The 16671-nt window shown below is 31.5% G+C and carries 14 protein-coding genes; 3 read left to right on the top strand and 11 right to left on the bottom strand.

All coding sequences use genetic code 11. From position 1 onward, the window contains the following. Positions 1-20: 20 nt before the first annotated feature. From FNB79_RS03465 to purN, 11 genes are all read right to left on the bottom strand, one after another. A complete protein-coding gene (locus tag FNB79_RS03465) occupies positions 21-629 on the bottom strand; it encodes a hypothetical protein (RefSeq protein ID WP_143379977.1) in 609 nt (202 codons plus the stop codon). A gap of 456 nt (positions 630-1085) precedes the next feature. After that, a complete protein-coding gene (locus FNB79_RS03460) occupies positions 1086-1682 on the bottom strand; it encodes a hypothetical protein (protein WP_143379976.1) in 597 nt (198 codons plus the stop codon). A gap of 434 nt (positions 1683-2116) precedes the next feature. Next, positions 2117-2716 carry a hypothetical protein gene (locus tag FNB79_RS03455; RefSeq protein ID WP_143379975.1) on the bottom strand — a complete coding sequence of 200 codons (600 nt, stop codon included), beginning with the start codon at positions 2714-2716 and terminating at the stop codon, positions 2117-2119. A 498-nt stretch (positions 2717-3214) separates the two neighbouring features. Next, positions 3215-3814 carry a hypothetical protein gene (locus FNB79_RS03450; protein WP_143379974.1) on the bottom strand — a complete coding sequence of 200 codons (600 nt, stop codon included), beginning with the start codon at positions 3812-3814 and terminating at the stop codon, positions 3215-3217. Between the two features lie 295 nt (positions 3815-4109). Next, the gene (locus FNB79_RS03445) at positions 4110-5402 is read right to left on the bottom strand and encodes an amidohydrolase family protein (RefSeq protein WP_143379973.1); all 1293 of its coding nucleotides are present in this window, start codon (positions 5400-5402) and stop codon (positions 4110-4112) included. A gap of 15 nt (positions 5403-5417) precedes the next feature. Then, positions 5418-8366, bottom strand: coding sequence for an amidohydrolase family protein (locus FNB79_RS03440; RefSeq protein ID WP_143379972.1), 2949 nt, complete (start codon positions 8364-8366; stop codon positions 5418-5420). Positions 8367-8792: 426 nt separating this feature from the next. Beyond that, a complete protein-coding gene (locus tag FNB79_RS03435) occupies positions 8793-9398 on the bottom strand; it encodes a hypothetical protein (protein ID WP_143379971.1) in 606 nt (201 codons plus the stop codon). A 537-nt stretch (positions 9399-9935) separates the two neighbouring features. Continuing rightward, positions 9936-11831 (bottom strand): amidophosphoribosyltransferase, encoded by a 1896-nt coding sequence (locus FNB79_RS03430; RefSeq protein WP_143379970.1) that lies wholly within the window; start codon positions 11829-11831, stop codon positions 9936-9938. Positions 11832-11888: 57 nt separating this feature from the next. Continuing rightward, positions 11889-12815, bottom strand: coding sequence for a PfkB family carbohydrate kinase (locus tag FNB79_RS03425; RefSeq protein WP_143379969.1), 927 nt, complete (start codon positions 12813-12815; stop codon positions 11889-11891). Positions 12816-12921: 106 nt separating this feature from the next. Continuing rightward, entirely contained in the window at positions 12922-13557 is a 636-nt protein-coding gene (locus FNB79_RS03420) for a ribonuclease H1 domain-containing protein (RefSeq protein WP_143379968.1), read from the bottom strand. Between the two features lie 31 nt (positions 13558-13588). Continuing rightward, positions 13589-14152 carry a phosphoribosylglycinamide formyltransferase gene (gene purN, locus FNB79_RS03415; RefSeq protein WP_143379967.1) on the bottom strand — a complete coding sequence of 188 codons (564 nt, stop codon included), beginning with the start codon at positions 14150-14152 and terminating at the stop codon, positions 13589-13591. A gap of 226 nt (positions 14153-14378) precedes the next feature. Here purN and FNB79_RS03410 point away from each other — a divergent pair, with 226 nt between their 5' ends. The 3 genes from FNB79_RS03410 to rnc are packed head-to-tail and all read left to right on the top strand — an operon-like array spanning position 14379 to position 16623. Further along, the gene (locus tag FNB79_RS03410) at positions 14379-14612 is read left to right on the top strand and encodes an acyl carrier protein (protein WP_007647141.1); all 234 of its coding nucleotides are present in this window, start codon (positions 14379-14381) and stop codon (positions 14610-14612) included. 13 nt (positions 14613-14625) lie between these two features. Further along, positions 14626-15876 (top strand): beta-ketoacyl-ACP synthase II, encoded by a 1251-nt coding sequence (gene fabF, locus FNB79_RS03405; RefSeq protein WP_143379966.1) that lies wholly within the window; start codon positions 14626-14628, stop codon positions 15874-15876. 6 nt (positions 15877-15882) lie between these two features. After that, positions 15883-16623, top strand: coding sequence for a ribonuclease III (gene rnc, locus FNB79_RS03400; RefSeq protein ID WP_143379965.1), 741 nt, complete (start codon positions 15883-15885; stop codon positions 16621-16623). Positions 16624-16671 lie beyond the last annotated feature (48 nt).

The raw sequence follows: 16671 nt of genomic DNA, 5'->3' as shown, positions 1-16671 counted from the left end.
AACTAGTAATATTTTAATACTTATATGCTAAAATATTCAACAAAATCTCTACCATTAGCACTAATAACTACCTTGTAGTTTCCTTTGTTGGTAGAAGTTAAACTGTAGATACGCTCTATTTTTAATGCATTTTTAAAATTTTCTGAGTGCACTAAATGGTATCCAGTATTTTCAATTTCATTGTCGTGAAAAATATTTATTTTAACGGTTCCTTTCTCTAAATCCAATTTAGAGAAATATAAGCAACTATCTTTTACGTTAAGTACAGGCTTGAAAATGGTTTTTTCATTTGCTTTATCAAAAGTCACTTTGTTATAAGTTACTTTAAAAGGAATTAATTTAATTTGAAAATCTTTCTCGTGTTCAAAATAATAACTTCCAGCAGGTAAAGCCGTAAAGTCATATGTGTTGCTAAAAATTCCTTTTTTATCTAAAACCTTTTTATAAAGTATTGTACCATCAATATCTTTTATAAATAATTGTTGTCCTTCTTTTACATTGTCTAAAGTTAACGTAATTTCCATGCTTTTTTCTTCAGCTTTTAAACTAGAGATGTTGCTGGCAAAACCTGTTGCGATGCTAGTAATCATAACTAACATGCAAATACTGTGTGTGATTACTTTTTTCATAATTAAGTTTTTTTGTGTTTTTTGATTATTTAACTTATTCAAAGATAAGGTGTTAGGTGTTGTTGTAGAATGCCAATATTGGCTAGTTTATGTTCTATTTTAACCATTAAATTAATGTTGCTTAATTATTAAGTTAATTTAGTATATGTTTTGGATAATCTTAGATATAATAGGACATGCTAGCCTAAACGTAGTTTTTTTGATTTGTACTAAATTAACTAAATGATTAACCACATATTAGAATGCTGTTAATAGCAAATTTTTCTTACAAATAGATGTTAAAGATTGAGGGAGAAAGTTTACTTGTTTTAATAAAAAGCGCACTAATTTATTAAACTAAAAGGCTTATTTAAGTGGGTGTTTTACTATTATAATTTTATATAGGTTAAAAAGTGTAAAAAAAAGAGTGAACTTCTAAAAGTTCACTCTTTTTTTTATTTTGAATTTAACTAATATTTAGATACTGAAATATTCTACAAATTCTCTTCCGTTAGATTTAACAACAATTTTATAGTTTCCTGGCGCTTTTTTAGATAAGCTATATGCACGTTGGATATTTGCTGTATTTGTAAATTTTTCTGTATTAATTACTCTGAAATTGTTGTCGTCTTCAAATAAAAGACTAACAGTTACGTCTTGTTTGTCTAATTGTAATTTAGAAAGTAATACGGTGTTGCTTTTTACTTTAACAACAGGCTTGTAAATTATTTTTTCGTTTGGTGCAAATCTTACCTCGCCTTCAATTACATTAAAAGGAATTATTTTTACTTGATACGATTTTTCATGTTCAAAGAAATATGTCCCGTTAGGTAATGTTGAAAAATCGAACGTATTATTTACACTTCCTGAAGTTTTAAACGTTTTATTGTAAAGAATAAAACCATTTACATCTTTAATATATAATTGTTGTCCTGCTTCTACATTGTCTAATGTTAAGGTAATCTCCATGTCCTTTCTTCCATCAAAATTAGATGACAAGTTGTTTGCGAAACTTGATGCAAAAGTGGTAGCTGCTACCAACATGCAAATACTAAGTGTCATAATTTTTTTCATAATTCAAATATTTTAGATCATTTAACTTATTCAAAGGTATGCGTTTAGTAGGTGTTACAAAACATCGATATTGGCTATATTATATCTTATTTTAACCAGTTTTTTTCTGCAGAAATTTAGTTGGGTTAATTTAGCATATGTTAAGGGTAATTGTTTATATAATGAAGGTTAAGGTAGTTATACCCTTATAAAATGGTTATAGAAATAGCATCTAAATACTCTTTAATTCTAACACTGATACATGAAATACATGGTTGTATCTCTTTAACAAAAAAGTTTACTAGTAACAACTAGTAAACCCTTTGGTCTAAACACTAGAAAAAAATCTATTTTATCTTAAACTTTTGTACGTTTAGGTTCCTGAATGGTTTATGCCAAAAAAAAGAGTGAACTTGTAAAAGTTCACTCTTTCGATATTCAGAATTTTATTAGGTTTAGATACTGAAGTATTCTGCGAATTCTCTGCCGTTAGCCTTAATAACTACTTTGTAGTTTCCAGGTACATTTTCAGATAAATTGTATACGCGTTGAATGTTTGCTGTATTTGTAAATTTTTCTGTGTGTATGGCCTTATAGTTGTTATATTCATTTTCAAATGAAAGTGTAACCGATACTTCTTCTTTATCTAATTCTAATTTAGATAAGTAAACCAAATTGTCTTTTACTTTTACTACAGGCTTAAAGATTGTTTCTTTAGCATCAGAGAAGCTTACTTTTCCTGTTTCAACTTTAAAAGGAATTACTTTAATTTGATTTGATTTTTCATGTTCGAAGAAATAAGTTCCATTAGGTAAAGCAGAAAAGTCGAACGTGTTATTTACACTACCCGAAGTTTTAAATGTTTTATTATATAGAATAAAATCTTTAGAGTCTTTAATATATAATTGTTGTCCTACTTCTACATTGTCTAATGTTAACGTAATCTCCATGTCTCTTCTCTTATCAAAATCAGATGACAAGTCACTAGCGAAACTTGATGCAAAACTGGTAGCTGCTACCAACATGCAAATACTAAGAGTCATAATTTTTTTCATAATTTAAATATTTTAGATTATTTAACTGGTTCAAAGATAGTAGTATAGCAGGCGTTACAAAACATCGATATTGGCTACTTTATATCTTATTTTAACCATTAAATTTAAGTTAGGGTAGCATTGGGTTAATTTAGTATAGGTTAGAGTTAATACGTTATATAATAGCTTTATGTGATTAATAAACGTTATTAATTATCTGTAAATAATGTTGACATATGTTATTATTTAAAATGGTGATCATAACTTATGTTTAATAGTTATTGTTTTTAATTTATTTATATAATTGGGTTGTCTATAACTATTTGGTATTTAAAAAAAGATCTTGTCGTTTGTATAAGCTGTAATCTTCTGGATTTTTAAAAGAATAATGCTTTTAAGATTTAGTATATCTGTGTGTTTATTTATATCGTCTATTTATTTGTTATTATAAATATTGAAACAAAAAAAGAGTGAACTTGTAAAAGTTCACTCTTAATATATTTTAAGTTTAATTAGGTTTTAGATGCTAAAGTATTCTGCGAATTCTCTACCGTTAGCTTTAATAACAACTTTGTAATTTCCAGGTACATTTTCAGATAAATTGTATACGCGTTGGATGTTTGCTGTATTAGTAAAGTTTTCTGTGTGAATGGTTTTGTAGCTGTTATATTCATTTTCAAATGAAAGCGTAACCGTTACATCTTCTTTATCTAATTCTAATTTAGATAAGTATACCAAGTTGTTTTTTACTTTTACTACGGGCTTAAAGATTGTTTCTTTAGTATCTGAGTAACTTACTTTTCCTGATTTTACATTGAAAGGAATTACTTTAATTTGATTTGATTTTTCGTGTTCGAAAAAATAAGTACCATTTGGTAAAGTAGAAAAATCGAAAGTATTATTTACACTTCCTGAAGTTTTAAACGTTTTATTATAAAGTATAACTCCTTTAGTATCTTTAATATATAATAGTTGTCCTGCTTCTACATTGTCTAATGTTAAGGTAATCTCCATGTCCTTTCTTCTATCAAAATTAGATGACAAGTTACTAGCGAAACTTGATGCAAAAGTGGTAGCTGCTACCAACATGCAAATACTAAGTGTCATAATTTTTTTCATAATTCAAATATTTTAGATTATTTAACTGGTTCAAAGGTAGTGGTATAACAGGGGTTACAAAACATCGATATTGGCTACTTTATATCTTATTTTAACCAACTTTTTACGGTATTGCTTTTATGAGGTTAAAATAGCATATGTAGAGGTTAATTTGTTATAGTTTATCTTATTTAGGATTATCTTTTATATACTCTATTGATCTTTGAGTTTTAAAATATAGTTTAAAACGCATAAAAAAAGAGCGAGATTATTTGTCTCACTCTTTTTTATATTACAGTATAATGTTTATTGGAATTTATTGGTTTTCGTATTTGGTCATATAACGTTTCCAAAGTTCTGTTTGGTGTGTTTCTAAAGAAACTTCACGCCCATCTATAAATGCATTTAAAAGTTGATTGGTTCTCATGTCTAAAGCGTCTCCTTTAGATAAAAATAAAGTAGCACTTTTGCCAGTTTCTAGAGTACCATAGCTGTCATCTATTCCTAAAATTTTTGCAGTGTTTCCAGTAATTAATGCTAACGCTTTTTCTTTTTCTAAGCCTTGTCCTGCAACTTGTCCTGCGTAAAATGGTAAATTTCGGGTTTGGAAATTATCTGCTGATGCATTCTGAATACCTACTAATAGCCCTGCGTCTGTAAGTAACTTTGGAAGTTTATAAGGTAAATCATAATCTTCATCTTCAAATCGTGGTCTATTATGTGTTGCCTGAACTAGAACAGGAATATTATGTTGTTTTAAGAAGTCTGTAATTTTATAGGCTTCATAACCACCTACTAATACAATACTTTTAATACCTTCACTTTTTGCTAATGTTATGGCATCTATAATTTCTTTTTCACCATTAGCATAAATATAGAGCTTTTGAGATCCGTTAAAGACGCCTTGCATGGCTTTAAATGGAGCATGCTCTTCCTTTGCATTCGTTTGTCCATAAGCTTTAGAGCTTTGTAAAAAGCTTGTTATTTGTGCAATGCTTTCTTGGTAGTTGTCGTTTGGTTTATAACCTCTATCATCTCCTCGACGATTAAATCTAAAACTACTAGGCCAGTGTAAATGAATTCCATCGTCTACCTTTACAGCGGCATCTTCCCAGTTCCAAGCATCTAATTGAACTATGGATGAGGTTCCAGATATTTCTCCACCTTGAGGTGTAATTTGAGCTAACAATACACCATTTGGACGCATGCTTTCTACAACTTTAGACTCTGCATTATAGGCTATTAAACTGCGTACATGCGGAATAAATTCTCCTATTTCATCTTCGTCTCTACTGGCTCTAACCGCATCAATTTCTGTTAATCCTAGTGCTTTAGTGGGAGCTATAAAACCTGGGTATATATGTTTTCCTGTTCCGTCTATGGTTTTCCCTTTTCTGGCAATTTTCATTTTAGCATCACCAACAAAGGTTATTTTGCCGCCTTCGAATATGACAAGTGAGTTTTCTATAACTTCGCCGTTACCTAAATGGGCTGTTGCCCCTTCAATGGTAATGGCTTCCTTTTGTTTAGATGCAGGCGTTTGTTGTGCCCAAGAAAAGGATACACTTAACAATACGACTAGCATTAATATACTTTTATATGTTTTCATTATAATTCTTAATTTTTATAGCGATTCGCAAGTCATTTCTTCTTTTCTCTTTCCGGTTGGTCTTTGTGTAGTTTTGCCTTTAGATTTTTCTTGAAGCATTAAATCTACCAATTGTGCACGTTCCTTTTTTATGCGCTCGCGTTGCTGCTTATCTTTTTCAATATCAAAATATACCGCACCTTCAATAAGTGTTTTTTCAGCTTTAGCATAAATAGACATTGGGTGGCTGTCCCAAAGTACAAGATCTGCATCTTTTCCTTTTTTAATACTACCAACTCTGTCGTCTAAGTGTAAAAGTTTTGCAGGGTTTATTGTAACCATTTTCCAAGCTTCTAACTCTGTCATCCCTCCGTATTTTACTGTTTTCCCTGCTTCTTGATTTAGTCTTCTAATCATTTCTTGGTCGTCGCTATTAATAGCAACTGTAACTCCTTGTTGTTGCATTATAGCTGCATTATAAGGTATGGCGTCATTTACTTCAAACTTATAAGCCCACCAGTCACTAAATGTAGCAGCTCCAACACCGTGTTCTGCCATTTTATCGGCTACTTTATAGCCTTCTAAAATATGTGTAAAAGTATTTACCTTAAAATCGAACTGTTCTGCAACTTTCATAAGCATGTTAATTTCGCTTTGTACGTATGAGTGACAGCTAATAAAACGTTCGCCATTTAAAATTTGTAACAATGTTTCCATTTCTTCGTCATGGCGATAAGGTGCTCCGCTTTTTTTCTTTTCACCATATTCTTTAGCACGTTGAAAATAATTAATAAACACCTGTTCTACACCCATTCGTGTTTGTGGAAATCTGTTTGTACTTCCCCAATTACTTTGTTTTACATTTTCTCCTAAAGCAAATTTTATAAATTTAGGCGAATTGTCGTAAATCATGTTTTCTGCTGTTTCTCCCCATTTTAATTTTAAAATAGCAGATTGTCCTCCAATTGGATTTGCAGAACCGTGTAATAATTGTAAAGATGTTACACCACCACCTAGTGCATAATAAATACTAATATCGTCTGGATCTACAATATCTTCCATTTTAACTTCAGCAGAAGAATTGTGCCCGGATTCATTAATTGATAATGCTGCAATATGGCTATGTTCGTCTATAATTCCTGCTGTTAAATGTTTTCCTGTTGCATCTATAATTTTGGCCTTTCCTGCAGCTAAATCTTTACCAATTTTTGCAATCTTCCCATCTTTTACAAGTACATCTGTATTGTTTAAAATACCAGCATCTTCACTAGTCCAAACTGTAGCATTTTTAAAAAGTATAGTTTCTTGTTTGGGAAGCTCTAAGTTTCCATATCCGATATTTGGATATGTTATTGGTACTATTTCTGTAGGTTCGCTGCTTTTGTCTTTCTCTTCTTTAGCCACAAAAGCGTTTGTTAGTTTAGCACTAAAATTTTGATCGCCATTAGAAGTTATCACTTTTCCATTAAAAGCATCTGTTTGAGAAGGTATTAATGTTGAAAATCTATATGTTTCAGACGCATTGTCTGTAAAAGACATGTTTAACCAATTGTTTTCAAATTTAAATTTTGAAGCTAGGGTGGTAGAGTCTTGTTTAATTGTTGCTTTAGGATCGTCTGCAGTACCTTTAATAGACAATTTAAATTCTTTAGATTGAGTTGTAATAGTATATTCACCTCTAATATCGCTGCTATTTGTAGGTTTAATCAAGTTCTTTTTTCCTTGTACCCAGTTTTCGTAAACTATAGTTTCTTTGTCAAAAAAATCACCCGATGTAATAATAAAATTAGCCTCCATACCTTTTTGCAATGCTCCTATTTTATCCGATTGTCCTAATATTTGAGCCGGAATAGTGGTTAAGGCTTCTAAAGCTTTAGTTTTAGGTAATCCGTAGGCTATAGCTTCTAATAATTTGTCTTTAAAATCTTTAGTTTTCTTTAAATCTTTTAATGTAAAAGAAAATATAATACCATTTTCTGCTAATATTTTTGGGTTTGCTGGAGCTTGGTTCCAGTGGCGCATATCAGATAATGAAATAAAAGTTTCACTAAATGGATCTGATACATCGTAAGCGTCTGGGAAATTTAATGGAAGAATTAATTGGGCATTGGTTCCTTTAATAGCAGATACCATTTCGTATTCATTACCGCCTCCTAAAATGGCGTATTGAATGCCAAAAGCATCACCAATTTTATCTGCTCTTATTACATTACTTTTAGAACCAGCTTCAAAAATTTGTTTAAGTCCTTTGTTATTGTTTAAAGCTTCTAAAGAGCGATCTGTAACTGTAATGTTTCCTTTTGCATACCAATCTGCATCATAATACAATTGGCGTAATAAGGCTGTTGCTCCCATTAGTGAGGTTGGGTAAGACTGAGATTTTGCTACACTTTTTGTAAATGAAAAATATTGTGCAGAGCGGTCGTTTAAAATACGTTCTGCATTTGTGCCATTTTCGTTTAATGTAACTAAAACTCCTGTGCCACGAGCAATTCCATCTTGTAAGTGAGTGTTTACAACTCCAAATCCAGCTTCAAGTAATTCTTTGGCTTTTTTGTTATCGTATTTAAACACTTCAACAGCATCTGTTTCTGGCATAATATGGTCGTTCCAATAAAATCCATCTCTAGTTGCATCATATTGTGCAGATCTGCCTCGGCCGCCTTCTCGTTTTGGTTTAGATACACCGAAATCTGAAAATACATCTATAAACGATGGGTATATGGTTTTGTTTTCAGCATTAATTATTACAGTGTTTTTTGGAAGTGTAATTTGTTCTCCTGCAGAAACCACTTTGCCATCTTTAATTAATAATGTACCAGACTCGATAATATGTGTTGGAGTAATGTAAATTTTGGCATTAGTAAAGGCGGTGTAGTTGTGATTAGTAGATTTTACACCTTTACTTTCGGGGAAATAGTCCTGAGCATGTAAAAAGCTGCCACTAGTTATAATTAGTAGCATGATTAGTAATTTTTGTTTCATTTAATACGCTTTTTTTAGGGTTAAATATTAAGCTTTTTATAAAAAAATCTTCTAAAAATTCTTTATCTAAAGATATATGTAATCTAAATGAAGTGTATTTGCTAATTACTTTTTTTTGTGTGGGTTTTTATAGATTTTGTTAATTAGGAAGGGAAAAAATTGAAATTCGTTATTTTGGTTAAAATTTTAATTTTTTATCCTTAGACAATTTTAAAAGGTTATAGACGTGTAGTTTTTTAATTTCTTTTAAAAATAGATTAGAAGATTTAGATGTTTTTATAATTTAATTGTATAAATATTTTATGCTAATATTAGGGCTGAAGAAGTGTGATTTGTAGGCAAAAAAAAAGAGTGAAGTAACCAGCTTCACTCTTACAAACAAACTAACTAAATTCAATAGTATAACTAAATACTATCTATTTAAAACTAAATTTTAAAGTTCTCGATGTAACTTTTTCCGTCACTTTCGATGATTACTTTGTAATTTCCTTTATGTAATTCAGATAAACGGTAAGCACGCTCTATTTTAATTGTATTAGAAATTTCATCAGAGTGTACTAATTTTAATTCACCTTTATCTTTAGCTGAATAATAAATATTGATTTTTACATTTTTTTTCTCTAAATCTAATTTAGAAACATATATGAAATCGTTCTTAAGACGTACTATCGGCTTGTAAATTACTTTCTCTTTAGCTTTAGCAAAGTTAACCTCTCCATTGTCAACGGTGAAAGGAATTAATTTTGTGTAAGCATCTTTATCGTGTTCAAAATGATAATTTCCATCAGGTAAAGCAGATATGTCAAATTTACTATTGTAAATACCAGATTTTTGTATTGTTTGATTATATAGAATTACACCATTTTCATCTTTAATATATAATTCTTGACCAGCTTTAACATCACTTAGAGTTAATATAATTTCCATCTTTGATCCATCACCTTTTTTAGAGAAGGAGATGTCTGTGTAATTTGTTGCAAAGCTAGTTGTCATTACTAACAAGCAAATACTAAGTGTAATTATATTTTTCATAACTGTCGTTCTTAACGATTAACACTGCAAATATATATGCGATCTTAAAGTTAGAAAACATCGATATTGGCAATATTGTATAGTATTTTAACTGTTAAATTAATGTTACTTGGCTGTTGGGTTAATTTAGTATAGTTTTAGGGTAATCACGTATAGTTTTACTGTTTTACAGGATGTGTGGTACTAAAATGAGATAGGATATGTGTTATTTTAATACAGTAATTATTGATTATTTAGACTGTAGATATTTAGAAGCTGGCATAACATTCGTACTCTTAGAGATTAAGTTTACTAAATAATGTGTTTAGTGATATAAATATTAAAAGAGAGAGAAGGTAATAGGTTAATAGAGGTCTATAAATAAAAAAGGTGAACTTACGTTCACCTTTTTTGCCCCAAATCTACCATGAACTTAACCTACTTATGTTATGGTTCTGCCAAATTAGAGTATTTTTGTTTTTCTCCTTAATCTTTTAGATTAAATGCATTAATATTAGGTAAAACGTTTAATTATATAGATTAAGTTGTAAATCCTTATCAATAAGCACGTTGGTTGTTTCCTTCGAAAAAATTAATGAATGCTCTATTCACTACACGATTTCCTCCAGGAGTAGGATAATTTCCAGTAAAATACCAATCGCCTAAATTTTTAGGACAAGCTTTATTTAAATTTTCTACACTTTGGAAAATTGTATGAACTTCAGCATTTATAGAATCGTCAGAAATAAGTTCGGCAATTTTTACAGATATTTCTTCGTCTGTAAATTGGTCGTACAATTCTTTTACAAAGTTTTTGACCTTGGTATCCTTTAGTTCTACTTGAGCTTTACATTTATGATATACCTCTTCAACAAGGTGGTATTTATTATTAGCTTCAAGTAAACTTAACATGGCTCTAAAAGCAACTAAGCTTCCTAAGTTAGCCATATCTATCCCATAACAATCAGGATAACGTATTTGAGGTGCAGACGATACAACAACAATGCGTTTAGGGTGTAAACGATCTAGCATCCTAATAATACTTTTTTTAAGCGTTGTACCTCGTACAATACTATCGTCTATAATAACAATGTTGTCTGTGTTTTTTATAACACCATAGGTAACGTCGTATACGTGTTCTACCAAATCGTCGCGACTACTATCTTCTGTAATAAATGTACGTAGCTTAGCGTCTTTAATCGCAATTTTTTCAATTCTTGGGCGTTCTTTTAATATATCTGTAACTTGTTCTTCAGATAAGTTTTTGCCTTCAATTATTGCTTTGGTTTTTCTTTTGTTTAAATAATCTTCTACAGATTCTATCATTCCATAAAACGAAGATTCTGCAGTATTAGGGATATAAGAAAACACAGAGTTTTTAGTATCAAAATTTATGGTGTCAAGAACTTTAGGTAATAATAATTTTCCTAACATTTTACGTTCTTGATATATTTCGGCATCGCTACCTCTAGAGAAGTAAATGCGTTCAAAAGAACAGGCTTTACGTTCTGTTGGTTCTAGAATTTTTTCAATTTTAACTTTTCCAGATTTTTTAGTAATTATGGCATGACCGGGTTCTAACTCAATTACTTTATCGAAATCTACATTAAAAACGGTTTGTATAACTGGGCGCTCTGATGCTACAACTACCACTTCATCGTCTTTATAATAATAAGCTGGTCTAATACCTGCAGGATCACGAAGCACAAAAGAATCTCCGTGTCCTAACATTCCTGCCATAGCAAAACCTCCGTCAAAATTTTTAGCAGCTCTTTTTAATATTTTTCCAACATTTAAGCGCTCTGCAATTAATGGTGAGCATTCTGTTTTTGAATAGCCTTCTGCTTTTAATTGCTTGTATTTTTTAGCAACAGCATCGTCTAAGAAATGGCCTATTTTTTCCATTATGGTAATCGTGTCGGCTTTTTCTTTTGGATGCTGTCCAATGCGAATTAAGTTGTCGAATAACTCGTTAACATTGGTCATGTTAAAGTTACCGGCAAGAATTAAGTTTCTATGCATCCAATTGTTTTGTCTTAAAAAAGGGTGCACACTTTCTACACTGTTTTTTCCAAAAGTTCCATAACGCACATGACCTAAAAGGACTTCTCCAACATACGGGATATGTCTTTTTTGTAAATCGACATTGTCTGCATATTCAGGGTGCTGAACTAATTCTTGATTAATTCTAGCATTAATTTGCGAAAAAATATCTTGAATAGGTTGTTGAGCGTTAGATCGCACACGACTGATATAACGCTCTCCAGGATGAGTGTCTAATTTAATACTAGCAAAACCTGCACCATCTTGACCACGATTGTGCTGTTTTTCCATCATTAAATACATTTTATTTACGCCATAAAATGCAGTACCATATTTTTCTTTATAATACTCTAATGGTTTTAAAAGTCTTATGAGTGCTATACCGCATTCATGTTTTAAAGCATCGCTCATTGTATATTATTAATAAAATTAATTAAAAAACGCGCCATTTTTAAGGCGCGTGTTTTTTTAAGATAAATCTATATTAAAAGTGGTTAATTCCTTAAATTGCTGTAACCTTATATTTAATTGTTCGGTTGTAACTTTTTGTAGCCGTTCTGTACCAAATTCCTCTACACAAAAAGATGCTAAAGCCGATCCGTAAATAAGGGCAGTTTTCATACTTTCAAAAGTATATTGTCCTGAATTTGCTAGAAACCCTGCAAATCCTCCTGCAAAAGTATCTCCGGCACCAGTAGGGTCGAATACACTTTTTAAAGGTAATGCTGGTGCAGAGAATATCTCGTCTTTATGGAATAATAACGCACCGTGTTCTCCTTTTTTAATAACTACAAATTGAGGGCCTAATTCAAAAATCTTTTGAGCTGCATTAATTAAAGAGTATTCTCCTGTTAATTGTCTAGCTTCTTCATCGTTTATAGTTAGAACATCTACTCTAGCAATAACTTTATGTAAATCTTCTAAAGCATTATCCATCCAGAAATTCATAGTGTCTAGAATGGCTAATTTTGGTTTTGTTGTCATTTGGTCTAATACACCTAATTGAACTATAGGGTGTAAGTTTCCTAACATAACCACTTCTGCATTTTTATAAGCTTCTGGTACTATAGGATTAAAATCTGCAAGTACATTAAGTTCTGTGGCTAATGTGTCTCTGGTATTCATATCGTAATGGTAGCGACCGCTCCAAAAAAATGTTTTACCATCTTTTACGATTTCTAAACCCGTGATATCTATATTTTTATTGGATAATAAATCTAGGTAATCTTGTGGGAAATCGTTTCCTACTACAGAAACAACTGCACTATCTAAATTAAATTGCGATGCAGATAATCCGATGTACGTGGCAGCGCCTCCAAGAATTTTATCAGTTTTTCCAAATGGGGTTTCAATAGCGTCAAAAGCTACGGTCCCAACGATTACTAATTGGCTCATATAGGGGTGTTAAATTTTTTGCAAATATAGCTTTTATGTGTTAATACTTGTAATTTATTCATCTTAAAATAAATTCAAATTATTTAACTTACATGTTAGAATCTGTTTATTTTCTTCCAAAATCAGCAGGGATTTCACCCCAAGCTTTAGTTTCCCATTTTACAATGGTAGTATTATAGTCGTTATTTTTTAGCCAACTTACAGCGCGATCAATTAAATCAAATACATCTTTGTTGTTCTCTGTGCGTTCTAACTTAGTATTGCACTGTTTTTTTTTTACCCAGCTTATAGCGGTTTTAGAGTCTGTATATATTAATAGGTTGCTATTGTTTTTTTTTAGTAATGCAAGACCATGCACAATGGCTAAAAACTCACCTATATTATTTGTACCTTGTTTAAACGGTCCTTGTATAAAAAGTTGTTTCTTAGTTTTTGTGTCTACACCTCTATACTCCATGATTCCTGGATTACCACTAGAGGCGGCATCTACAGCAATGGAATTGTAATTAGGTTTTCCTATTTTTCTTAATTGTTCAGAGGTTAATCCACTCGTAAATTTTTTATTACCAATAAAGTCTTTCGGGTTGCTGTTTAGGGCGTGTTTGGCAGCGTCTAAGGTTGGGAAAGATTTGTAAACAGCACTAGGGTAATCTTTAGTTTGCGCTTTACAGGCATTCCAAGTGTCGTAAATCCCAGGCTTATGTCCTTTCCAAACGGTATAATATTTCTTTTTTTTTGACATCGATTAGTTTTACAAACGCGTTTAAAATGTTTTAGCTTATTAGTTTTTCTACAACTAGAGGGAAATGTTTCATTTCTAATTCGTGAATTTTTGCAGCAACATCTTCGGCGGTGTCGGTGATTAAAACCGGACAAGTGGCTTGAAAAATGGTAGCGCCTTCATCGTAATTCTCATTAACATAATGTATAGTAATGCCAGTTTCTACTTCTTTATTGGTGACAACTGCTTGGTGAACATGCATCCCATACATGCCTTTTCCTCCAAATTTAGGTAATAAAGCAGGGTGAATATTAATTACTTTATTTGGATAAGCGTTTAATATGTTTTCAGGGAATTTCCATAAAAAACCCGCTAAAATAATAAGGTCGGGTTTAGCAGCATGTAAAAGGTTTAAAACATCATTTGTTTGCGTAAATGCAATTTTGTTAAATGATAGTGCGCTAATTTCTAAGTTTTTACAACGGTCTAAAACTTTGGCTTTAGCATTGTTTGTAAGAACTAGTACAACAGATGCTTTGTCGTGTGTTTTAAAATATTTTATTAAATTTTCTGCATTCGATCCAGATCCAGAAGCAAAAATTACAATACGTTTCATGAGTGGTGTTTTTTAGTTTAAAAATCGCGATAAACACAGTAAAATAAGGCTTAAAACGACATTCTGTTTTTTGTTAAAAAAGAATGTTTTTTTTAAATTTACATTGCAAAATTAAAGTACTTGAGTGTAAAATAATTAATTTACATTCACTATTTTTTAACTAAAAGCGTGTTTTAAAATAAAGTTTTTTATTTTTGCACCTTATTTAAACTTAAAATTAAAGATTATGTCAGACATTGCATCAAGAGTAAAAGCGATTATCGTAGACAAATTAGGTGTTGATGAAAACGAAGTTGTAACTGAAGCTAGCTTCACAAACGACTTAGGAGCAGATTCATTAGATACTGTAGAATTAATTATGGAATTCGAAAAAGAATTCGATATCCAAATTCCAGATGATCAAGCAGAAAACATTGCAACAGTTGGTCAAGCTATATCATACATAGAAGCTGCAAAATAAGGAAAAGATTTTTATGGAATTAAAGCGAGTAGTAGTTACAGGTTTAGGAGCACTTACACCAATAGGGAATACAATAGATGAATATTGGGATGCTCTAATTAGTGGTAAAAGTGGTGCTGCTCCTATAACATATTTTGATACTGAAAAGTTCAAAACTAAATTTGCTTGCGAATTAAAAAACTTTAACCCTACCGATTTTCTAGATAGAAAAGAGGCTCGTAAAATGGATAGGTTTACGCAGTATGCTATGGTGGCTTCAGATGAAGCTATTTTAGATGCCAAACTAGATTTAGACGTTGTTAATAAATTACGAGTAGGTGTTATTTGGGGAGCAGGAATAGGTGGTTTAGAGACATTCCAAAACGAAGTTTTAAACTTTGCGGCAGGTGATGGTTCGCCACGATTTAACCCTTTTTTTATACCTAAAATGATTGCAGATATAGCTCCAGGAAACATATCTATTAAACATGGGTTTATGGGTCCTAACTATACAACAGTTTCTGCATGTGCCTCTTCAGCAAATGCAATGATAGACGCCCTAAATTATATTCGTTTAGGCCAATGCGATGTTATTGTTACTGGAGGTAGTGAAGCTGCTGTAACTATTGCAGGAATGGGAGGTTTTAATGCGATGCATGCGTTATCTACAAGAAATGAAAGTCCAGAGACTGCATCTAGACCTTTCGATGCAACCCGAGATGGTTTTGTGTTAGGGGAAGGTGCCGGAGCCATAATTCTTGAAGAGTACGAACATGCGAAAGCAAGGGGAGCCAAAATTTATGCAGAAGTCTTAGGAGGAGGAATGTCATCAGATGCACATCATATGACAGCTCCACATCCAGAAGGTATCGGTGTTATGGCTGTAATGAGAAATTGTCTTGAAAATGCGGGATTAAAACCAGAAGATGTAGACCATATAAATACACATGGTACTTCTACTCCTTTAGGTGATGTCGCAGAACTAAAAGCAATTACCGAAGTTTTTGGTGAGCACGCTAAAAACATCAACATCAATTCAACAAAATCAATGACAGGTCACTTGTTAGGTGCTGCTGGTGCTATTGAATCTATAGCTGCAATTTTAGCTATTGAAAACGGTATTGTGCCTCCTACAATTAACCACGAATTTTTTGATGAAACTATTGATTCAGAATTGAATTTAACACTTAACAAATCTCAAAAAAGAGATGTTAAAGTGGCTATGAGTAATACCTTTGGATTTGGCGGTCACAACGCTTGTGTATTATTTAGAAAATTAGATTAAACACGAATGAAAAACATTCGTTACATATTAAATTCCCGTTTTAAAAATAACGGGAATTTTTTTGTTTCAGTCTCTAAAATTTTGGGTTTTAAACCTAAAAATGAGAACTTCTACAAAACTGCCTTTACGCACCGCTCTATGAACATTAGGGACGATAAAGGTAATACCATAAACTACGAACGTTTAGAATTCTTAGGAGACGCCATGTTGGGCTCTGTAATTGCTTCTTACTTATATAAAGAAGCCCCAGCAGGAGACGAAGGCTACCTGACCAAAATGCGTTCAAAAATTGTGAGTCGCGAACATCTAAATGAACTTGGCCGCGATTTAAAACTAATAGACTTGGTAGAAAGTAAAATCCCCAAAGGTCAATTTGGAGATAATATACATGGTAATTTATTTGAAGCTTTAGTTGGTGCTATTTATTTAGATCGTGGGTTTAAATATTGCGAAAAGTTTATTTACAAACGCATTATTTTACCTTTTGTAGATATTGAAAAATTAGAAGGTAAAGTTATAAGTTATAAAAGTTTGCTTATAGAATGGTGCCAAAAAGAGAAAAAAACATTTGATTATGATGTATATGATGATACAGGAAATGACGATGTTAAGCATTTTGCCGTAAAATTATCTATAAATAAAAAAGTGGTTGCAAAAGCAAGAGCAACTTCAAAAAAGAAGGCCGAAGAAAAAGCCTCAAAACGTGCTTTTTTTGTATTTCAGAAAGAGATTACAAAAAATACGTAGTCTGAATATATATCGAAAGATTTTTTTAAAATTCGCATAAACTAAAAC

Source organism: Formosa sediminum (assembly GCF_007197735.1).
GTDB classification, from domain to species: Bacteria; Bacteroidota; Bacteroidia; order Flavobacteriales; family Flavobacteriaceae; genus Formosa; species Formosa sediminum.
Note: the sequence above shows the minus strand (reverse complement) of the source record. Positions and strands in the feature narration are given on the sequence as shown.

Excerpts from the sequence above, each read along its gene's own strand:
- FNB79_RS03465 (WP_143379977.1), bottom strand. The coding sequence starts at position 629 with ATGAAAAAAGTAATCACACACAGTATTTGCATGTTAGTTATGATTACT.
- FNB79_RS03460 (WP_143379976.1), bottom strand. The coding sequence starts at position 1,682 with ATGAAAAAAATTATGACACTTAGTATTTGCATGTTGGTAGCAGCTACC.
- FNB79_RS03455 (WP_143379975.1), bottom strand. The coding sequence starts at position 2,716 with ATGAAAAAAATTATGACTCTTAGTATTTGCATGTTGGTAGCAGCTACC.
- FNB79_RS03450 (WP_143379974.1), bottom strand. The coding sequence starts at position 3,814 with ATGAAAAAAATTATGACACTTAGTATTTGCATGTTGGTAGCAGCTACC.
- FNB79_RS03445 (WP_143379973.1), bottom strand. The coding sequence starts at position 5,402 with ATGAAAACATATAAAAGTATATTAATGCTAGTCGTATTGTTAAGTGTA.
- FNB79_RS03440 (WP_143379972.1), bottom strand. The coding sequence starts at position 8,366 with ATGAAACAAAAATTACTAATCATGCTACTAATTATAACTAGTGGCAGC.
- FNB79_RS03435 (WP_143379971.1), bottom strand. The coding sequence starts at position 9,398 with ATGAAAAATATAATTACACTTAGTATTTGCTTGTTAGTAATGACAACT.
- FNB79_RS03430 (WP_143379970.1), bottom strand. The coding sequence starts at position 11,831 with ATGAGCGATGCTTTAAAACATGAATGCGGTATAGCACTCATAAGACTT.
- FNB79_RS03425 (WP_143379969.1), bottom strand. The coding sequence starts at position 12,815 with ATGAGCCAATTAGTAATCGTTGGGACCGTAGCTTTTGACGCTATTGAA.
- FNB79_RS03420 (WP_143379968.1), bottom strand. The coding sequence starts at position 13,557 with ATGTCAAAAAAAAAGAAATATTATACCGTTTGGAAAGGACATAAGCCT.
- purN (WP_143379967.1), bottom strand. The coding sequence starts at position 14,152 with ATGAAACGTATTGTAATTTTTGCTTCTGGATCTGGATCGAATGCAGAA.
- FNB79_RS03410 (WP_007647141.1), top strand. The coding sequence starts at position 14,379 with ATGTCAGACATTGCATCAAGAGTAAAAGCGATTATCGTAGACAAATTA.
- fabF (WP_143379966.1), top strand. The coding sequence starts at position 14,626 with ATGGAATTAAAGCGAGTAGTAGTTACAGGTTTAGGAGCACTTACACCA.
- rnc (WP_143379965.1), top strand. The coding sequence starts at position 15,883 with ATGAAAAACATTCGTTACATATTAAATTCCCGTTTTAAAAATAACGGG.